General features: G+C 60.2%; 18 protein-coding genes. 16 read left to right on the forward strand and 2 right to left on the reverse strand.

The window, feature by feature from the left end; all coding sequences use genetic code 11:
• The first annotated feature begins 240 nt into the window (after positions 1-240).
• From flhD to GTP46_RS18190, 16 genes are all read left to right on the forward strand, one after another.
• On the forward strand, positions 241-558 hold the full coding sequence (gene flhD / locus GTP46_RS18115; RefSeq protein ID WP_090177486.1) for a flagellar transcriptional regulator FlhD: 318 nt from the start codon (positions 241-243) through the stop codon (positions 556-558).
• A gap of 24 nt (positions 559-582) precedes the next feature.
• Positions 583-1,131, forward strand: a complete 549-nt coding sequence (flhC, locus tag GTP46_RS18120; RefSeq protein WP_161008032.1) for a flagellar transcriptional regulator FlhC — start codon at positions 583-585, stop codon at positions 1,129-1,131.
• A gap of 1 nt (position 1,132) precedes the next feature.
• A complete protein-coding gene (locus GTP46_RS18125) occupies positions 1,133-1,915 on the forward strand; it encodes a class I SAM-dependent methyltransferase (RefSeq protein ID WP_229259008.1) in 783 nt (260 codons plus the stop codon).
• Positions 1,916-2,046: 131 nt separating this feature from the next.
• A complete protein-coding gene (gene motA, locus GTP46_RS18130; protein ID WP_161008033.1) occupies positions 2,047-2,907 on the forward strand; it encodes a flagellar motor stator protein MotA in 861 nt (286 codons plus the stop codon).
• A 37-nt stretch (positions 2,908-2,944) separates the two neighbouring features.
• Positions 2,945-3,898 (forward strand): flagellar motor protein MotB, encoded by a 954-nt coding sequence (gene motB, locus GTP46_RS18135; RefSeq protein ID WP_161008034.1) that lies wholly within the window; start codon positions 2,945-2,947, stop codon positions 3,896-3,898.
• Between the two features lie 38 nt (positions 3,899-3,936).
• Positions 3,937-4,485 (forward strand): chemotaxis protein, encoded by a 549-nt coding sequence (locus GTP46_RS18140; protein ID WP_161008035.1) that lies wholly within the window; start codon positions 3,937-3,939, stop codon positions 4,483-4,485.
• Between the two features lie 37 nt (positions 4,486-4,522).
• Positions 4,523-4,888 (forward strand): response regulator, encoded by a 366-nt coding sequence (locus GTP46_RS18145; protein ID WP_092273000.1) that lies wholly within the window; start codon positions 4,523-4,525, stop codon positions 4,886-4,888.
• Between the two features lie 56 nt (positions 4,889-4,944).
• Complete coding sequence (gene cheA, locus GTP46_RS18150; RefSeq protein ID WP_161008036.1) at positions 4,945-7,122, forward strand: chemotaxis protein CheA; 2,178 nt, start codon at positions 4,945-4,947, stop codon at positions 7,120-7,122.
• Positions 7,123-7,131: 9 nt separating this feature from the next.
• Positions 7,132-7,623, forward strand: a complete 492-nt coding sequence (locus GTP46_RS18155; protein WP_161008037.1) for a chemotaxis protein CheW — start codon at positions 7,132-7,134, stop codon at positions 7,621-7,623.
• A gap of 126 nt (positions 7,624-7,749) precedes the next feature.
• Positions 7,750-9,468: a methyl-accepting chemotaxis protein gene (locus tag GTP46_RS18160; RefSeq protein WP_161008038.1), complete on the forward strand. Its 1,719-nt coding sequence runs from the start codon at positions 7,750-7,752 to the stop codon at positions 9,466-9,468.
• 102 nt (positions 9,469-9,570) lie between these two features.
• On the forward strand, positions 9,571-10,434 hold the full coding sequence (locus GTP46_RS18165) for a CheR family methyltransferase (protein WP_161008039.1): 864 nt from the start codon (positions 9,571-9,573) through the stop codon (positions 10,432-10,434).
• 9 nt (positions 10,435-10,443) lie between these two features.
• Positions 10,444-11,043, forward strand: coding sequence for a chemoreceptor glutamine deamidase CheD (gene cheD, locus GTP46_RS18170; protein ID WP_161008040.1), 600 nt, complete (start codon positions 10,444-10,446; stop codon positions 11,041-11,043).
• Positions 11,044-11,066: 23 nt separating this feature from the next.
• The gene (locus tag GTP46_RS18175; RefSeq protein ID WP_161008041.1) at positions 11,067-12,143 is read left to right on the forward strand and encodes a protein-glutamate methylesterase/protein-glutamine glutaminase; all 1,077 of its coding nucleotides are present in this window, start codon (positions 11,067-11,069) and stop codon (positions 12,141-12,143) included.
• Positions 12,144-12,266: 123 nt separating this feature from the next.
• Entirely contained in the window at positions 12,267-12,656 is a 390-nt protein-coding gene (gene cheY / locus GTP46_RS18180) for a chemotaxis response regulator CheY (protein WP_026334356.1), read from the forward strand.
• A gap of 51 nt (positions 12,657-12,707) precedes the next feature.
• Positions 12,708-13,916 carry an EAL and HDOD domain-containing protein gene (locus tag GTP46_RS18185; RefSeq protein WP_161008042.1) on the forward strand — a complete coding sequence of 403 codons (1,209 nt, stop codon included), beginning with the start codon at positions 12,708-12,710 and terminating at the stop codon, positions 13,914-13,916.
• 66 nt (positions 13,917-13,982) lie between these two features.
• The gene (locus GTP46_RS18190; protein WP_161008043.1) at positions 13,983-14,378 is read left to right on the forward strand and encodes a hypothetical protein; all 396 of its coding nucleotides are present in this window, start codon (positions 13,983-13,985) and stop codon (positions 14,376-14,378) included.
• Here the strand turns inward: GTP46_RS18190 and panC are convergent.
• Both panC and GTP46_RS18200 read right to left on the reverse strand, forming a co-directional pair.
• Positions 14,375-15,214, reverse strand: a complete 840-nt coding sequence (gene panC, locus GTP46_RS18195; protein ID WP_161008044.1) for a pantoate--beta-alanine ligase — start codon at positions 15,212-15,214, stop codon at positions 14,375-14,377. The genes GTP46_RS18190 and panC overlap by 4 nt on opposite strands.
• A gap of 26 nt (positions 15,215-15,240) precedes the next feature.
• Complete coding sequence (locus tag GTP46_RS18200; protein ID WP_161008045.1) at positions 15,241-16,122, reverse strand: segregation and condensation protein A; 882 nt, start codon at positions 16,120-16,122, stop codon at positions 15,241-15,243.
• Between the last annotated feature and the right edge of the window lie 19 nt (positions 16,123-16,141).

Here is a 16,141-nt window from a genome sequence, read left to right on the forward strand (position 1 = left end):
ATTTTTTCGATCAAAACAGGGGTTTCTTGAAACTTCCAACCCGCTTGAAACCCGCGCCGCAAGGGCGTGGATGAGTGATCTGCGAGTGTTTGTCAGACAAACACCGACAGGTCGCGTTCGCTATTTCCCGACGTAAAATACGGAGAGTTGCCTCTTCTCGGTCTCATGTTGCTCAAGCAGAATGTATCTCAACGGAAACGCAAACGTGTTCCGACAGAGAGAAACCTGAGGAGTGGGAAAATGACTGCAAACGACATGATGGCTGAAATTCGCGACGCAAACCTGAGCTATCTGATGCTGGCTCAGCAAATGATCCGCGCCGACAAAGTCACCGCAATCTTCCGCCTCGGCATCGCCGCCGAAATCGCCGACCTGATCGAAGGCATGAGCAACGCGCAGATCCTGAAGCTGGCAGGCGGCAATATGATGCTGGCCCGCTTCCGCTTCGACGACAGCGCCATCCTCTCCATGCTGACCAACTACAACAAGGACCGCGTACTGGCCCAGTCGCACGCCGCCATCCTGATGGCCGGCCAGCCGGTCGAAGAGATCGTTTAATAGCAGCGCAGCGGAGCACAGATCATGGCCACGAAGAAAAGCGTCGTTACGGAAGCCCAGGAAATCCAGCTGGCCATTGAACTGATCCAGCTCGGCGCTCGCCTGCAGTTGCTGGAGTCGGAAGTGTCGCTGTCGCGCGAACGCTTGCTCAAGCTGTACAAGGAACTGAAGGGCGTATCGCCGCCGAAGGGCATGTTACCGTTCTCGACCGACTGGTTCCTGACCTGGCAGCCGAATATTCACTCCTCGCTGTTCATCAATATCCACAGCTTCCTGGTGACCCATGCTGGCGCTACCGGCGTCGAAGCGGTGATGAAGGCCTACAAGCTCTACCTCGAACAAATGCCGCCCGAACCAGGCGAAGAACCGCTGCTGTCGCTGACCCGCGCCTGGACCCTGGTGCGCTTCTTCAGCAGCAAAATGCTGGAAACCGCGCCGTGCACCAAATGCCAGGGCAAATTCGTGGTCAACGCCATGGACTTGAACGGCAGCTACGTCTGCGGCCTGTGTCACATGCCTTCGCGTGCCGGCAAGACCAAAAAATCCCGCGACGCCGAGGCGCTGGCTGCGTAAAATGCGCGGCGTGACCTTAACCTATCTCCAACGTATCTCCCGCGCGCCCGCCGTGCGGGCCATGCTGATCCAGTGCGGCGCCATGCCGCTCACGCTGGCCATCATTTATGTGATGGCCAGTTTTCGTTATCCCGTCGATTACCTGACTGTGGCCGTGGTGCAGGGCCTGCTGGCCGCGTTCCTGACCTGGAAGCTGGCGCTGGCCGGCTGGTGGCGCGCCATCCAGCTGCTGTTTCCGCTGGCAGTGCTGACCGCGCTGGCGCTGCAGCTGCCATCGTGGCTGTTCGGCGCAGCGTTCTTGCTGCTGCTGGGCTGGTACTGGTCGACCTTCCGCACCCAAGTGCCGTATTACCCATCCGGCCCGGCCGTGTGGGATGCGGTGCGCCAGCTGCTGCCGGCCGATCGTCCGCCGCGCGTGATCGACATTGGCAGCGGCCTCGGCGGCTTGGTCATGTATCTGTCGCGCACGCGGCCGGATGCGGTAGTGGCGGGCATCGAGCTGGCGCCGCTGCCGTTCTTATATAGCTGGCTGCGCGCCAAACTGGCCGGCGGCCGCGCCCAATTCCTGCTTGGTGATTACGAAAAACTGGACTTCAGCCGCTACGATCTGGTGTTCGCCTACTTGTCCCCAGCGGCCATGCCTGGCCTGTGGCGCAAGGTCTCCGCCGAAATGCGCCCCGGAGCTATGCTGGCGAGCTATGAATTTATCGTCCCGGAAAGATCACCCGATCGCATCGTGCATGCGACAGAGGGCGACGTTCCACTCTACATATGGTACTTTTAAGCATCATTTGACGTTATTCTCTTGCCCGCTTACCCCTACTCAGGATATTGTAGTTCTATATGTAAATTATTTAAAAACCGGCCCCGCTCAGACACAATTCGGCCGGTTTTCGCACTGGGGAGTCAGGACACTTGTTAGTCATCATTGGATATGTAGTGGTCTGCGTCGGCGTGTTCGGCGGGTTTGCCATGAATGGCGGGCATCTGGCCGCGCTGATGCAGCCGCTGGAGGTGGTCATGATCGGCGGCGGCGCGCTGGGTGCTTTCCTGGTCGGTAACAACGCCAAGACCTTGAAAGCGACGCTGGCTGCGCTCCCGACCCTGTTCAAGGGCTCGCGCTACAGCAAAGATCTCTACATGGAGATGATGTCGCTGCTGTTTGACGTGCTGTCCAAGGTGCGCAAGGAAGGCCTGATGTCGATCGAAGGCGATATCGACAGCCCCGAGCAAAGCCCGCTGTTCAGCAAATACCCGAGCGTGCTGGAAGACCATCATATCGTTGAATTCATGACCGATTACCTGCGCCTCATGGTGTCGGGGAATATGGATGCGTTCCAGATCGAGAACCTGATGGATATCGAGATCGAGACCCACCACCACGAGGGCGCCGCGCCGGCCCACGCCATCGCCAAGCTGGGCGACGGTATGCCGGCGTTCGGTATCGTGGCGGCGGTGATGGGCGTGGTGCACACCATGGAATCGGTGGGCTTGCCGCCGGCCGAGCTGGGCATCCTGATCGCGCACGCGCTGGTCGGTACCTTCCTCGGTATTCTGCTGGCTTACGGTTTCGTCGGCCCGCTGTCCAGCCTGCTGGAGCAAAAGCTGGATGAGTCGACCAAGATGTACCAATGCGTGAAGGTCACGCTGCTGGCCAGCCTGAACGGCTATGCACCAGCGCTGGCGGTGGAGTTTGGCCGCAAAGTGCTGTACTCGACCGAGCGTCCTACCTTTAGCGAGCTGGAAGACCACATCAAGAAATCGAAGTCGAAGTAAGCCATGCAGCGCACTAACACCAGTTTAAGGAATCATCATGGCTGAAGAGGGCTTACGGCCTATCATCGTCAAGCGCATCAAGAAAGGCGGCGGCGGACACCACGGCGGCGCCTGGAAGATTGCGTATGCCGACTTCGTGACGGCAATGATGGCCTTCTTCCTGCTGATGTGGCTGCTCGGTTCCACCACCAAGGGCGACCTCAACGGTATTTCCGAATACTTCAAGACCCCGCTGAAAGTAGCGATGGAAGGCGGCTCCGGCAGCGGCGACAGCTCGTCCATCATCAAGGGCGGCGGCAAGGACCTGACCCGCACCGACGGCCAGGTCAAGGCCAGCGACGATCCCAGCACCAAGAAAACCTTCAACCTGACCGCCGCCAAGGCCGCGATGGAAGCGGAAGAAAACCAGCGCCTGAAAGCACTCAAGGAAAAGATCGAGAACAAGATCGACGCCAACCCGCTGCTGAAGAAATACAAGGAGCAACTGCTGCTGGACATCACCAACGATGGCCTGCGGATTCAGATCGTCGACGAGCAAAACCGCCCGATGTTCGCGCTGGCCAAGGCCGAACTGCAGTCTTACACCAAAGACATCCTGCACGAGATCGGCTTCGTGCTGAATGACGTGCCGAACCGCATCGGCCTGTCCGGCCACACCGACTCCACGCCGTATATGAGCGAGACCGGCTATAGCAACTGGGAATTGTCGGCGGACCGCGCCAACGCCTCGCGTCGCGAGCTGATCGCCGGCGGCATGCAGGATTCCAAGGTGCTGCGCGTGGTCGGACTGGCCTCGGCCGTCAACCTCGACAAGGCTGATCCATTCAACCCGATCAACCGCCGCATCAGCATCGTGGTGATGAACAAGCGCGCCGAAGAGAGCGTGCTGCGCGACGGCCGCAAGATGGAAGTCGGCGCCGAAGACGACGCTGCACCGGCCGCTGCCGCCGCCGCGCCGGCTGCACGCTCCGGTCCGCCAGTAAGAAAATGATGTACGCAAAAGCGCAAGTGAAGTAGAACGAGACTGTTATGACGAGAAAAAAAATTCTGGGTTCCCACGTCAAGCGCCTGCTGTCCGGCGTGTCTGACCACGGTCGCCGTCACCTGACCGAAGTCGAGACCGACCTGATCCAGACCGGCCTGTTGCTGGAGGAAGCGATAGAAAAGCTGTCCTTCAACTTCATGGCGATCCACCAGACGGTGGAGGCGGAGCAAGCCACCATCCAGCTGCTGCTGGACGGCGGTACCGCCACTCCCGAACAACGCGCCCGGCTGGAGGCGCTGCAAGGCCAGGTGGGCAACTATGTGAATGCTGCCATCACCAGCCTGCAATTCCAGGATATGACCAGCCAGCTGCTGGACCGCACGCTCAAGCGCGTGACCGGCTTGCGCGAATTCCTCGGCACCCTGGGCGCGCATGGCTCGGAAATGCTGCCCGACAGCGACAACGAACAAATCGTTGAACTGCTGGGCAAGGTCAGCATGGCGCTGGCGATACAGAGTTTGGAACTGCGCAGCGTGTTGCGCAAAGCAGTCAGTCAGCAACACCTGGAGAGCGGCGACATCGAGCTGTTCTAAAACTAAATAACAATTTGATTTACGAGTGAGAATAAAGATGGCTAAGACTATACTTGCGGTTGATGATTCCAGTTCCCTGCGCCAGATGGTGGCCTTCAGCCTGAAAGCGGCTGGCTATCAAGTGGTGGAAGCCGTGGACGGCCAGGACGGCCTGGAAAAAGCCAAGCTGCAGAACGTCGACATGGTGCTGACCGACCAGAATATGCCGCGCATGGACGGCCTGGAACTGATCAAGCTGCTGCGCGAACTGCCTAGCTATGCCAAGACTCCCATCCTGATGCTGACCACGGAATCGTCCGACGAGATGAAAGCCAAGGGCCGCGCCGCCGGCGCCAATGGCTGGCTGGTCAAGCCTTTCGATCCACAGCGGCTGATCGAGGTCGTGAAAAAGGTGATTGGTTGATCTAGAGAGCGCGCAATGATGCTGACCGTACATAGCGTACCGATTGGAGTATCACCATGACCATCGATATAAGCCAGTTTTACCAGGTCTTTTTCGATGAGGCCGAAGAGCTGCTGGCTGAAATGGAGCGGCTGCTGCTGGCCGTCAATGTGGACTCGCCCGATGCCGAGGACCTGAACGCCATCTTCCGCACCGCCCACTCTGTCAAGGGCGGCGCGTCGACGTTCGGCGTCACCGACATGACCGAGGTGACCCACGTTCTGGAAACCCTGCTGGACCGCATCCGCAAGGGCGAGATGCGGCTCACTGCCGAGCACGTCGACGCCTTCCTGGCCGCCAAGGACATCCTCAAGATGCAGCTGGACGGGCACCGCCTCGGCAGCAATGTCGACCAGGATGCCGTGGCCAATGTGCGCATGATGCTGCAATCGCTGGCGCAAGACGTGCCGGTGGGCGCGCTGGCGCCAGTGGCGGCCTTCAATGCGCCGGAAGTCCAGGTGGTCGATCACAGCGGCGGCCGCCGTTACCGGCTCGAATTGCCGGCCATGCAGCACCGCGAAGTGACGGCGCTGGGCGAAGAGCTGGGCCTGATGGGCCATGTCTCGATTACGCCGCTGGACAAGGACCGCAACGCGATGGTGGTCACCACCCGCGAAAGCCTGGATGACATCATTGCCATCTGCTCGTTCGTGCTGAATCCGGAAGAGATGAAGATCAGCGAGCTGCCGGCCCTGAACGATGACCAGGCCAAGCTGGAAGACGCCGCGCGCGCCAAGGTGGAGGACGAGCTGGGCTACGGCTTCTTCGACGTGGCCGAACTCAAGCCGGCCCATGCCACAGGCGAGGGCTATGGTTTCTTCCAGCCGCTGGAAGAAATCCGCGCCAACGCCAACGCCGCCTCCGACGATGCGCAAGGTTATGGTTTCTTCCAGCCGGTGGAGCAAATCCGCGCTGCCGCCGGCATCGTGATCGAGACGCCGCCGGAAGAAGAAAAGAAAGTCGTCAAGAAGGAAGAAAAGGAAAAAGCGCCGGCGCAGGGCGCGGAATCGGCCTCGATCCGGGTGTCGATTGAAAAAGTCGACCAGCTGATCAATCTGGTCGGCGAGCTGGTGATCACGCAAGCGATGATTGAGCAGCGCGTCGATTCGCTGGATCCGATGGTGCACCAGCGCCTGTTGAGCAGCGTCAGCCAGCTGACCCGCAATACCCGCGACTTGCAGGAATCGGTGATGTCGATCCGCATGATGCCGATGGACTTTGTGTTCTCGCGCTTCCCGCGCATGGTGCGCGACCTCGCGACCAAGCTGGGCAAGAAGGTCGACTTCATTACCAATGGTGCCGCGACCGAGCTGGATAAAGGCCTGATCGAACGCATCGTCGACCCGCTGACCCACCTGGTCCGCAACTCGATCGACCACGGCATCGAGATGCCGGAAGTGCGCCGCGCCGGCGGCAAGAGCGATGCCGGCCGTTTGTTCCTGTCGGCCTCGCACCAGGGCGGCAACATCATCATCGAGGTATCGGATGATGGTGGTGGCCTTAACCGGGAGCGGATACTCGCCAAGGCCGAGCAGAACGGTTTGCCGGTCAGCGATAGCATGAGCGATGCCGAAGTCTGGCAGCTGATCTTCGCGCCGGGCTTCTCGACTGCCGAAACCGTGACCGACGTGTCCGGCCGTGGCGTCGGCATGGACGTGGTCAAGCGCAACATCACGGCGATGGGCGGGGTAGTGGACATTCGTTCGGCCAAGGGCTTTGGCACCACCATCTCGATTTCGCTGCCGCTGACGCTGGCGATTTTGGATGGCATGTCAATCCGCGTCGGTGAAGAAGTCTACATCCTGCCGCTCGGTTTCGTGATCGAATCGCTGCAGCCGGTGCCGGAAGACGTCAAGGAAATCAGCGGCAAGGGCCGCGTCATCAAGGTGCGCGGGGAATACCTGCCGCTGGTGCCGCTGCACCAGATGTTCGACATCACACCGCGTTTCAGCGACCCGTGCCAGGGTATTGTGATCATCGTCGAAACCGACGGCCGCAAGGCTGGCCTGTTTGTGGATGACCTGGTCGGCCAGCAGCAGGTGGTGGTCAAGAACCTGGAATCCAACTACCGCAAGGTGGCCGGCATTTCGGGCGCAACGATTTTGGGCGACGGCGGCGTGTCGCTAATCCTGGACGTCGCCGCGTTGATACGCTCGTCGCGTCAGCTGGCAGACGAATCGATTTTTTCTTCATAGGGGGCCAACATGGCAGAGATAAAAACCGCAGTCGCCGCAAGCGACATCGCCGGCCACGAATACCTGGCCTTCAAGCTGGGTTCGGAAGAGTACGGCATCGACATCCTGAAAGTGCAGGAAATCCGCGGCTACGAGGCGGTGACCCGCATTGCCAACGCCCCGGAGTTCATCAAGGGCGTGATCAACCTGCGCGGCATCATTATTCCTGTGGTGGACATGCGAATTAAGTTCAACCTGGGTTCGCCGGTGTATGATCAGTTTACCGTGGTCATCATTTTGAACATCGCCGGCCGCATCGTGGGCATGGTGGTTGATTCGGTGTCCGACGTCACCACCCTGACGCCGGAGCAAGTGAAGCCGGCGCCGGAAATGGGCACCGCCTTCAGCAGCGATTACATGATCGGCCTGGGCACCATCGATGAGCGCATGCTGATCCTGGTGAACATCGACAAACTGATGTCCAGCCCGGAAATGGGCTTGATCGAACAACTGGCTGCCTGATTCATTCAGGGCCAACTCGCCGGCGCCGCGACCCCGCGCCGGTCTCGCATTACTACGGACGCGTCCCAAAAAGAAGGCCGCGCCGCCACATCACGACACACAGCATAGAAAGAGGGGAGATTCACAATGAATTTACGCGACTTCAAAATCGGCGCTCGTTTGCGTATCGGTTTCGGCATTATTTTGCTGATCTTGGTCGCCATCGTGTTGATGACCAACTACCTGAACTACAGCAATAAGAACAAGCTGACCCAGGGATTGGAAACCGCCACGGCCAAGAACCTGGAAGCCGGCACCATGAAGAGCGCCATGCTGCAAACCGGTATCGCCATGCGTAATATCGGCCTGCAGTCGGACGTCAGCCTGATGCAGAAGGAAGAGCAGAAGGTGAAAGACCAGCGCGCCCGCTATGAAAAAGCGCTGGCCGAACTGAAAGCCCAAAACCTGAGCGACGCCGAGAAAAAAATCCTGACCGATCTGGCGGCGCTGGACGCCGACACCGAGGCCGCCTTCAAGGAAGCCATCGGCCAGATTCTGGCGTTTAACAGCGAAGGCGGCGCGAAAGTGATTTCCGGCCGCATCGACCCGCTGAACACCCAGACCCTGGAACTGATTAACAAGCTGGTCGACATGCAGCAAGCCAGCGCCAAGGAAGTGATGGCCGGTTCGGTCACCGCCGACCGCAGCCTGATGGTAGTGCTGTTCGTGCTGGGCGGCGTCGCTGTGGCGCTGGGCGTTGCCTGCGCTACCGTGATCACCCGTTCGATTACCGTGCCGCTGTCGGGCGCAGTCGAAGTGGCGCAGAAAGTGGCGGCCGGCGAGCTGACCTCGCAAGTCCAGGTTGAAGGCCAGGATGAAACCAGCGAGCTGCTGCAAGCACTCAAGGACATGAACGAAAGCCTGGCCAAGACCGTGGGCGATGTGCGCACCGGTACTGAACTGATCTCGACCGCCTCGCAGGAAATCGCTTTCGGCAATGCCGACCTGTCGGCCCGTACCGAATCGCAGGCCAGCTCGCTGGAAGAAACCGCGTCCTCGATGGAAGAACTGACCTCGACCGTGAAGCAGAACGCCGACAACGCCCGCCAGGCTAACCAGCTGGCGGTCACCGCCTCGTCGGTGGCGGAAAAGGGCGGCACCGTGGTGTCGCAGGTGGTGGAGACCATGGGCTCGATCACCGCATCGTCGCGCAAGATTGCCGACATTATTTCGGTCATTGACGGCATCGCCTTCCAGACCAACATCCTGGCGCTGAACGCGGCAGTGGAAGCCGCCCGCGCGGGCGAGCAGGGCCGCGGCTTTGCGGTGGTAGCGTCGGAAGTGCGTAACCTGGCCCAGCGGTCGGCGGGTGCAGCGAAAGAAATTAAAGAGCTGATTAGCGACTCGGTTGAGAAAGTCGACGCCGGCAGCAAGCTGGTGGATGAAGCTGGCCAGACCATGGACCTGATCGTGACGTCGATCCGCCAGGTGGCCGACATCATGGGCGAGATCACCGCCGCGACGCAGGAACAGAGCAACGGCATCGAGGAAGTCAACCAAGCCATCTCGCAGATGGACGAAATGACCCAGCAAAATGCCGCGCTGGTGGAAGAGGCTGCCGCTGCAGCGGAGAGCATGCAAGAGCAGGCCGAGTTGCTGTCGCAAGCGGTCAGCATCTTCAAGCTGTCGCATGACGACGCCGCGCGCCGTGCTGCACCGGCTCCGGCCGTGCGCCGTGCACCGGTCGCTGCTGCACCGGCCAAGGCTGCAGCGCCGGCCATCGCCGCACCGCGTCCGAAACCAGCAGCACCGAAGAAAGCCCCAGCCGCCGCTGCATCTGGCGGCGATGAGTGGGAAGAGTTTTAAGCGTTACCGTCGCTCCCGCGTAAGCGGGAGTCCATGCTGAGTATGGATTCCCGCCTGCGCGGGAACGACGTTGGCATAGTACGTCGAAAAAGGATTTAACATATGCCGCAATCAAAAGATACTGTCAAAGAATTTGACTTCAACGCCAAGGATTTCGAACGCGTTCGCGGCTTGATTTACAAGCGCGCCGGCATTTCGCTGGCCGACAGCAAGCAAGAGATGGTCTACAGCCGCCTTGCCCGTCGCCTGCGCGCCACCGGCATCGATTCGTTTGCCAAATACCTCGACGACCTGGAAGCCGGCCGTCTCGGCGAAGAGTGGGAATCGTTCACCAACGCCCTCACCACCAACCTGACCTCGTTCTTCCGCGAGGCTCACCACTTCCCGCTGCTGGCCGAACACATCAAGGGCAAGCGCGAGCCGCTGACCATCTGGTGTTCCGCCAGCTCCACCGGCGAAGAGCCGTACTCGATCGCCATGACGGTGTGCGAAGCGTTCAACACGCTCACGCCCAACTGCCAGATCATCGCCACCGACATCGACACCAACGTGCTGGCCCACGCGGCCAACGGCGTCTATACGATGGACCGGCTGGACAAGATGCTGCCCGAGCGCCAGCGCCGCTTTTTCCTGAAAGGCAAGGGCGACCGCGAAGGCCACGCCCGCGTGCGCCAGGAATTGCGCAATATGATCACGTTCAAGCAGCTGAATTTGCTGGCTGATGGTTGGCCGATCAGCGGCCAGTTCGACGTCATCTTCTGCCGCAATGTGATGATTTATTTTGACAAAGCGACCCAGCGCAAGATTCTTTCGCGCTTCGTGCCGCTGATGAAACCGGATGCGCTGCTGTTCGCAGGGCACTCGGAGAACTTCCTGTATGTCTCGGAGTCGTTGAAACTGCGCGGCAAGACCGTCTACGAACTGGACGATAACGCTGCGGCCCGCAAAGCACCGCAACGCACATGAGAATAAAACATGGACCTCGAACAATTTGCCACGAACGTTTATTACGATAGGACGTTCGACTGCCAGGCGGCCAAGATTTTGCCGGGCGAGTACTACCACACCAACAAGGACATGCTGATCGTGACCGTGCTGGGCTCTTGTGTGTCGGCCTGCATCCGCGACCGCACCACCGGCCTGGGCGGCATGAACCACTTCATGCTGCCCGATGGTGGCGGTGATGCTGGCAGCCCGGTGTCGGCCTCGGCCCGTTACGGCACCTACGCGATGGAGATCCTGATCAATGACTTGCTCAAGGCCGGCGCCAAGCGCGAAAATCTGGAAGCCAAGGTGTTTGGCGGCGGCGCGGTGCTGAAAGGCTTCACGGCGATTAACGTCGGCGAACGCAACGCCGCCTTCGTGCTGAATTTCCTGAAGGTGGAAAAAATCCGCGTGGTGGCGGAAGACTTGAACGATATTTATCCACGCAAGGTGTACTTCTTCCCACGCACCGGCAAGGTGCTGGTCAAGAAGCTGATGCAAAGCCATAACGACACCCTCGTTAAACGCGAAATCGAATACGCCAGCCGCCTTAAAGTGGCACCTGTGGGCGGTGAGATTGACCTGTTCTAAATGATTGAGAAGGTAGTACTGTGATGAAGACCAAAGTCCTGGTGTGCGACGACTCCGCACTGATCCGCAGCGTGATGACTGAGATCATTAATTCCCAGCCCGACATGGAAGTGGTCGGCGTGGCGCCCGACCCGCTGGTCGCGCGCGAACTGATCAAACAAACCAATCCCGACGTGCTGACGCTGGACGTCGAGATGCCGAAAATGGACGGCCTCGATTTTCTGGAAAAACTAATGCGCCTGCGGCCGATGCCGGTGGTGATGGTGTCCTCGCTGACCGAGCGCGGTTCCGAGATCACCATGCGCGCGCTGGAGCTGGGCGCGGTCGACTTCGTCACCAAGCCGAAGATTTCGATCCAGGCCGGCATGCGCGAATACACCGAGCTGATCACCGATAAAATCCGCGCCGCCTCCAAGGCCCGGGTGCAGGCGCGCCGCCTGCCGCAGCCGGGCGCCGAGGGCCACGCTGCGACGCCGCTGTCGGCCTTGCGCAACCCGTTGCTGTCGTCGGAAAAACTGATCATCATCGGCGCCTCCACCGGCGGCACCGAGGCGATCCGCGAATTCCTGATGCAGATGCCGTCCGACTGCCCGGGCATCCTGATTACCCAGCACATGCCGGAAGGCTTCACCCGCTCGTTTGCCAAGCGGCTGGACTCGCTGTGCAAAATCTCGGTGCAGGAAGCCCAGGGCAATGAGCGTGTGCTGCCGGGGCACGCCTACATCGCGCCGGGCCACTCGCACCTGTACCTGACCCGTAGCGGCGCCAACTACATGACCCGCATCGACCAGGCCGAGCCGGTTAACCGCCACCGTCCGTCGGTGGATGTGCTGTTCCGTTCCGCCGCGCAGTGCGCCGGTAAAAATGCGGTTGGGGTTATCCTGACTGGCATGGGCAAGGATGGCGCAGCCGGTATGTTGGAGATGAGGAACGCTGGGGCGTATAATTTTGCGCAGGACGAGGCAAGCTGCGTGGTATTCGGCATGCCGCGTGAGGCGATTGCAGTGGGAGCGGCGCATGAAATTGGCGCCTTGCAAGCACTGCCGGGCATGGTACTAGGTTATCTCGCACAGCACGGGATGCGCGCACTGCGTGTTTAAATCACCAACTGTGACGTTTTACTGCTACTTTGTTCGCCTTCAAGCAACGAAAATGCTATCCTACAACTTGTTGCCAATTGTAGGCACTATTAACAACCGCGTAGAGAATCAACGGAGCAATTCATGGCTGATCCAAAGATGAAATTTTTAGTTGTTGACGATTTTTCGACGATGCGTCGCATCGTCCGAAATCTGTTAAAAGAACTGGGTTATGCCAATGTCGACGAGGCAGAAGATGGCGTGATGGCGCTGGCCAAGCTGCGTGCTGAGACGTTCGACTTCGTCGTGTCCGACTGGAACATGCCGAATATGGACGGTCTGACCATGTTGCAAAACATCCGTGCCGATCCAGCCCTGGCCAAACTGCCAGTGTTGATGGTGACTGCCGAAGCGAAAAAGGAAAACATCATCGCGGCGGCGCAAGCCGGCGCCAACGGCTACGTGGTGAAACCATTCACCGCAGCTACGCTGGACGAAAAACTGAACAAAATCTTCGAAAAACTCGGAGCTTAATATTGTTGAGTAATAAAGCAGGTTCGCGGGTCTTGATTACGGGATAGTGCCATGCACCAAACCAACTTCCTCGTCCGCGAACCCTTGCTTGACCCGAAACAACGGGTCGTAGGCTACGAACTGACGTGGCAGCAACCCTCGGCTGGCGACTCGACGCTTGATGCGCTGGAGTCGCTGGTGGGGTTTGTTGCCAGCCAAGTCCTCGATGAGGATGGCGGCTGGCTGCTGCGTGACAAGACTCTTTTCCTTGAAGCAGTGCCGGCGATGCTCTCGACCGACGCGCTGCACGAATTGCCGCCACAGCACACCGTGCTGTCGATCAAGGCGGCTGAACTCGCAAATCCCGATACCATGGCTGCCGTGCAAGGCTTGCGCGCGGGCGGCGTTGGCGTCCTGTTGCGCGAGGCCGACCTGACCCGTATTGGCAGCCGCCTGTCGACCATGTCCTCATATGTGGAAATGCGCTTCACCGGTGCTGATGTTGGCACGCAGGCGCGTACCTACGCGGCCTTGAAGCAGTCTTCGGTGGGCATGATTGCGCGTCCGGTCAGCAACTGGGCTGACTTTGACGCCTGCGCGGCGCTGGGACTGAACGCCTTCGTTGGCAAGCTGCACCTGACACCGCGTCCGTCGACCGATAGCAAGGGCCTGAATCCGGCCCAGACCATCATCATGCAGCTGATGCAGATGGTGCGGCAGAATGCTGACATCGCCCAGCTGGAGGCGGTGCTCAAGCGCGACGCCACCCTGTCGTACAAGCTGCTGCGCTTCATCAACTCGGCCGGTTTTGGCGCGGGCAGGGAAGTGCAGTCCTTGCGCCAGGCCCTGACCTTGCTGGGCTACACGCCGCTGTACCGCTGGCTGACCTTGCTGCTGGCAACGGCCAGTACCTCGGGCTATTCGCCGGTGCTGCTGGAAACGGCGGTGGTGCGCGGCCGCCTGGCTGAGCTGCTGGCGCAGTCGGCGCTGGGCAAGAGCGAGGCGGAGAATGTGTTCGTAGCGGGCATGTTCTCGCTGCTGGACCGGCTGCTGGGCATCCCGATGCAGGAAGTGCTGGCCAACATCCAGCTGTCCGACGACGTGGTGACGGCGCTGCTGACGCGCAGCGGCAAATACGGCCCTTACCTGGCCCTGGCCGAAGCCTGCGAACTGAATTCCGACCTGGTGGCCTCGCTGGCCGCAACGCTGAAGTTGAGCCCGCTGGACGTCAACAAAGCCCACCTTTCGGCCCTGGCCTGGGCCCAAAACGTCGCTGCCTGATCTACATCAAACACTGAACGTGTAGTCGTTGACGCCCCGGCTTGCGCGGCGCAAGATGGCTTCACTATGAACGCCAATTCCGACAGAGAGTACATCGACAACAAGCTTGGCGACGTCCGCACCGCCGTTGACGACCTGCGCGTAACGATGAACGAGCGGTTTGATGCGCTACGCCAGACGATGGACGCACGGTTTACTGCCACCGACACCAAGATTGATAGCATCGCCCCCAAAATCATCTCCGATTTTATAAAGTGGGGAGTCGGGCTGTTTGTTACCACGATCGCATTGAACGTGGCGTTAGTCAGCGTGGTATTGCATGTGGCGTTGCGGGAGCCGCCGCCATCACCGCCGCCCGCGGCGGCGCCGGTCCAGCCCATCAGCACGCCGTCAGTCATTATCCAGCTAACGCCGCAGGGCGCGACCGTGTTACCAGCCGCGCCGTCTGCGGCTAAGCCTTAGATTTCCAGGTTGTCGATCAGGCGGGTCGAGCCGAGTTTGGCGGCGGCCAGCACCACCAGCGGTGCGCCTTGCGCCAGGTCGCCGGCGTTCGGCGGTTGCAGGTCGTTGCGCTTGCGGATCGAGATGTAATCCGGCTTCCAGCCACGCTTGGCCAGATCGTCCATCGCCTTGTGCTCCAGCTGGAACACGTCCAGATGCCCGGCGCGCACTTCATCCGCCACAGCATTCAGCGTTTGATACAGCGCCGGCGCCTCGGCACGCTCCGTCTCCGACAGATACATATTGCGCGACGACAGCGCTAGGCCGTCATCTGCACGCCAGGTATCGGCCGCGATAATCTCGGTTGGCATGGCAAACTGGCGCGTCATGTTACGGATGATCATCAGCTGCTGGTAATCCTTCTTGCCAAATACGGCCACGCGCGGCTGCACGCACGAGAACAGCTTGGTCACCACCGTGCACACGCCGTTGAAGAAGCCCGGACGGAACTCGCCCTCCAGCGTATTGCCGAGGCCATCCGGCGGCTGCACGCGGTATTCCTGCGGCTCCGGATACAGATCCTTCTCGGTCGGCGCGAACAGCACGTACACGCCTTCCTTTTCCAGCTTCTCAACGTCAGCCTGGAAGGTGCGCGGGTATTTGTCGAAGTCCTCGTTCGGGCCGAACTGCAGGCGGTTGACGAAGATCGACGCCACCACAGGGTCGCCGTGCTTGCGCGCGAGGCGCATCAGCGACAGGTGGCCTTCGTGCAGATTGCCCATGGTCGGCACAAACGCGGTGCGCAGCTGGCCGCTCAGTTGGTCGCGCAATTCTTCAATCGAGGTGATGATTTTCATGGTGTAGACTCATTCTGGTTGCCAGCTTACGCTGGCGAGTAGGCCAGTCGCACATAAATCGGTGCGAACGGTTCGGCCTGGGTAATTTCAATCAGGGTTTCTTTGGCCAGCTCCAGCAGCGCCACAAAATTGACCACCACCACCGGCACGCCGCCGGCGATGTCGAACAAGTCGGCAAATTCCACGAAGCGGCTCGATTGCAGGCGGCGCAGGATGCCGGTCATGTGCTCGCGTACCGACAACTCCTCGCGGCTGATTTTGTGGTGCTGGGTCAGCTTGGCGCGCTTCATCACGTCCAGCCAGGCTTGCTGCAAATCGACTGGCGCCACCTCCGGCCAGGTCGGAATCAGGCTTTGCTCGATGAAGATCTGGGTGCGGACAAAATCGCGGTCGACTTGCGGGATCGTGTTCAGGTCGTAGGCGGCCAGCTTGATCTGTTCGTATTCCAGCAAGCGGCGCACCAGCTCGGCGCGCGGGTCGTCGGCCTCGATATCGAGATCGGCCTGGCGCTGCGGCAGCAGCATGCGCGACTTAATCTCGATCAGCATGGCCGCCATCAACAGGTATTCCGCTGCCAGCTCAAGGTTGGATAGGCGGATCTGGTCGACGTACTTCAGGTATTGCAGCGTCAGCTGCGCCATCGGAATGTCGAGGATGTTGAAGTTTTGCTTGCGGATCAGGTAGAGCAGCAGGTCCAGCGGACCTTCGAACGCGTCGAGGAAAATTTCCAGCGCGTCGGGCGGGATATACAGATCGGTCGGCAGCTTGAGCAGCGGCTCACCGTAGAGGCGGGCATGGGCCGGGACTTCCGCCACGGCGGCATCGTTGGCCGCAATGTCACCAACCGGAAGGCCGTCATCGGCTTCCGGTACTGGCGGCGCCAAGTCAGCCGTATCGTCTGGCAACATCCTTGCCGCCCCGCGCGTG

It is taken from the genome of Duganella flavida, assembly GCF_009857445.1.
Classification (GTDB): domain Bacteria; phylum Pseudomonadota; class Gammaproteobacteria; order Burkholderiales; family Burkholderiaceae_D; genus Rugamonas; species Rugamonas flavida.

Coding starts and splice junctions, on each gene's coding strand:
- GTP46_RS18200 (WP_161008045.1), bottom strand. CDS start 16,122: ATGTTGCCAGACGATACGGCTGACTTGGCGCCGCCAGTACCGGAAGCC.
- GTP46_RS18140 (WP_161008035.1), top strand. CDS start 3,937: ATGACGAGAAAAAAAATTCTGGGTTCCCACGTCAAGCGCCTGCTGTCC.
- motB (WP_161008034.1), top strand. CDS start 2,945: ATGGCTGAAGAGGGCTTACGGCCTATCATCGTCAAGCGCATCAAGAAA.
- panC (WP_161008044.1), bottom strand. CDS start 15,214: ATGAAAATCATCACCTCGATTGAAGAATTGCGCGACCAACTGAGCGGC.
- GTP46_RS18125 (WP_229259008.1), top strand. CDS start 1,133: ATGCGCGGCGTGACCTTAACCTATCTCCAACGTATCTCCCGCGCGCCC.
- GTP46_RS18185 (WP_161008042.1), top strand. CDS start 12,708: ATGCACCAAACCAACTTCCTCGTCCGCGAACCCTTGCTTGACCCGAAA.
- cheA (WP_161008036.1), top strand. CDS start 4,945: ATGACCATCGATATAAGCCAGTTTTACCAGGTCTTTTTCGATGAGGCC.
- GTP46_RS18165 (WP_161008039.1), top strand. CDS start 9,571: ATGCCGCAATCAAAAGATACTGTCAAAGAATTTGACTTCAACGCCAAG.
- GTP46_RS18190 (WP_161008043.1), top strand. CDS start 13,983: ATGAACGCCAATTCCGACAGAGAGTACATCGACAACAAGCTTGGCGAC.
- flhC (WP_161008032.1), top strand. CDS start 583: ATGGCCACGAAGAAAAGCGTCGTTACGGAAGCCCAGGAAATCCAGCTG.
- GTP46_RS18155 (WP_161008037.1), top strand. CDS start 7,132: ATGGCAGAGATAAAAACCGCAGTCGCCGCAAGCGACATCGCCGGCCAC.
- GTP46_RS18160 (WP_161008038.1), top strand. CDS start 7,750: ATGAATTTACGCGACTTCAAAATCGGCGCTCGTTTGCGTATCGGTTTC.
- cheY (WP_026334356.1), top strand. CDS start 12,267: ATGGCTGATCCAAAGATGAAATTTTTAGTTGTTGACGATTTTTCGACG.
- cheD (WP_161008040.1), top strand. CDS start 10,444: ATGGACCTCGAACAATTTGCCACGAACGTTTATTACGATAGGACGTTC.
- GTP46_RS18145 (WP_092273000.1), top strand. CDS start 4,523: ATGGCTAAGACTATACTTGCGGTTGATGATTCCAGTTCCCTGCGCCAG.
- GTP46_RS18175 (WP_161008041.1), top strand. CDS start 11,067: ATGAAGACCAAAGTCCTGGTGTGCGACGACTCCGCACTGATCCGCAGC.
- flhD (WP_090177486.1), top strand. CDS start 241: ATGACTGCAAACGACATGATGGCTGAAATTCGCGACGCAAACCTGAGC.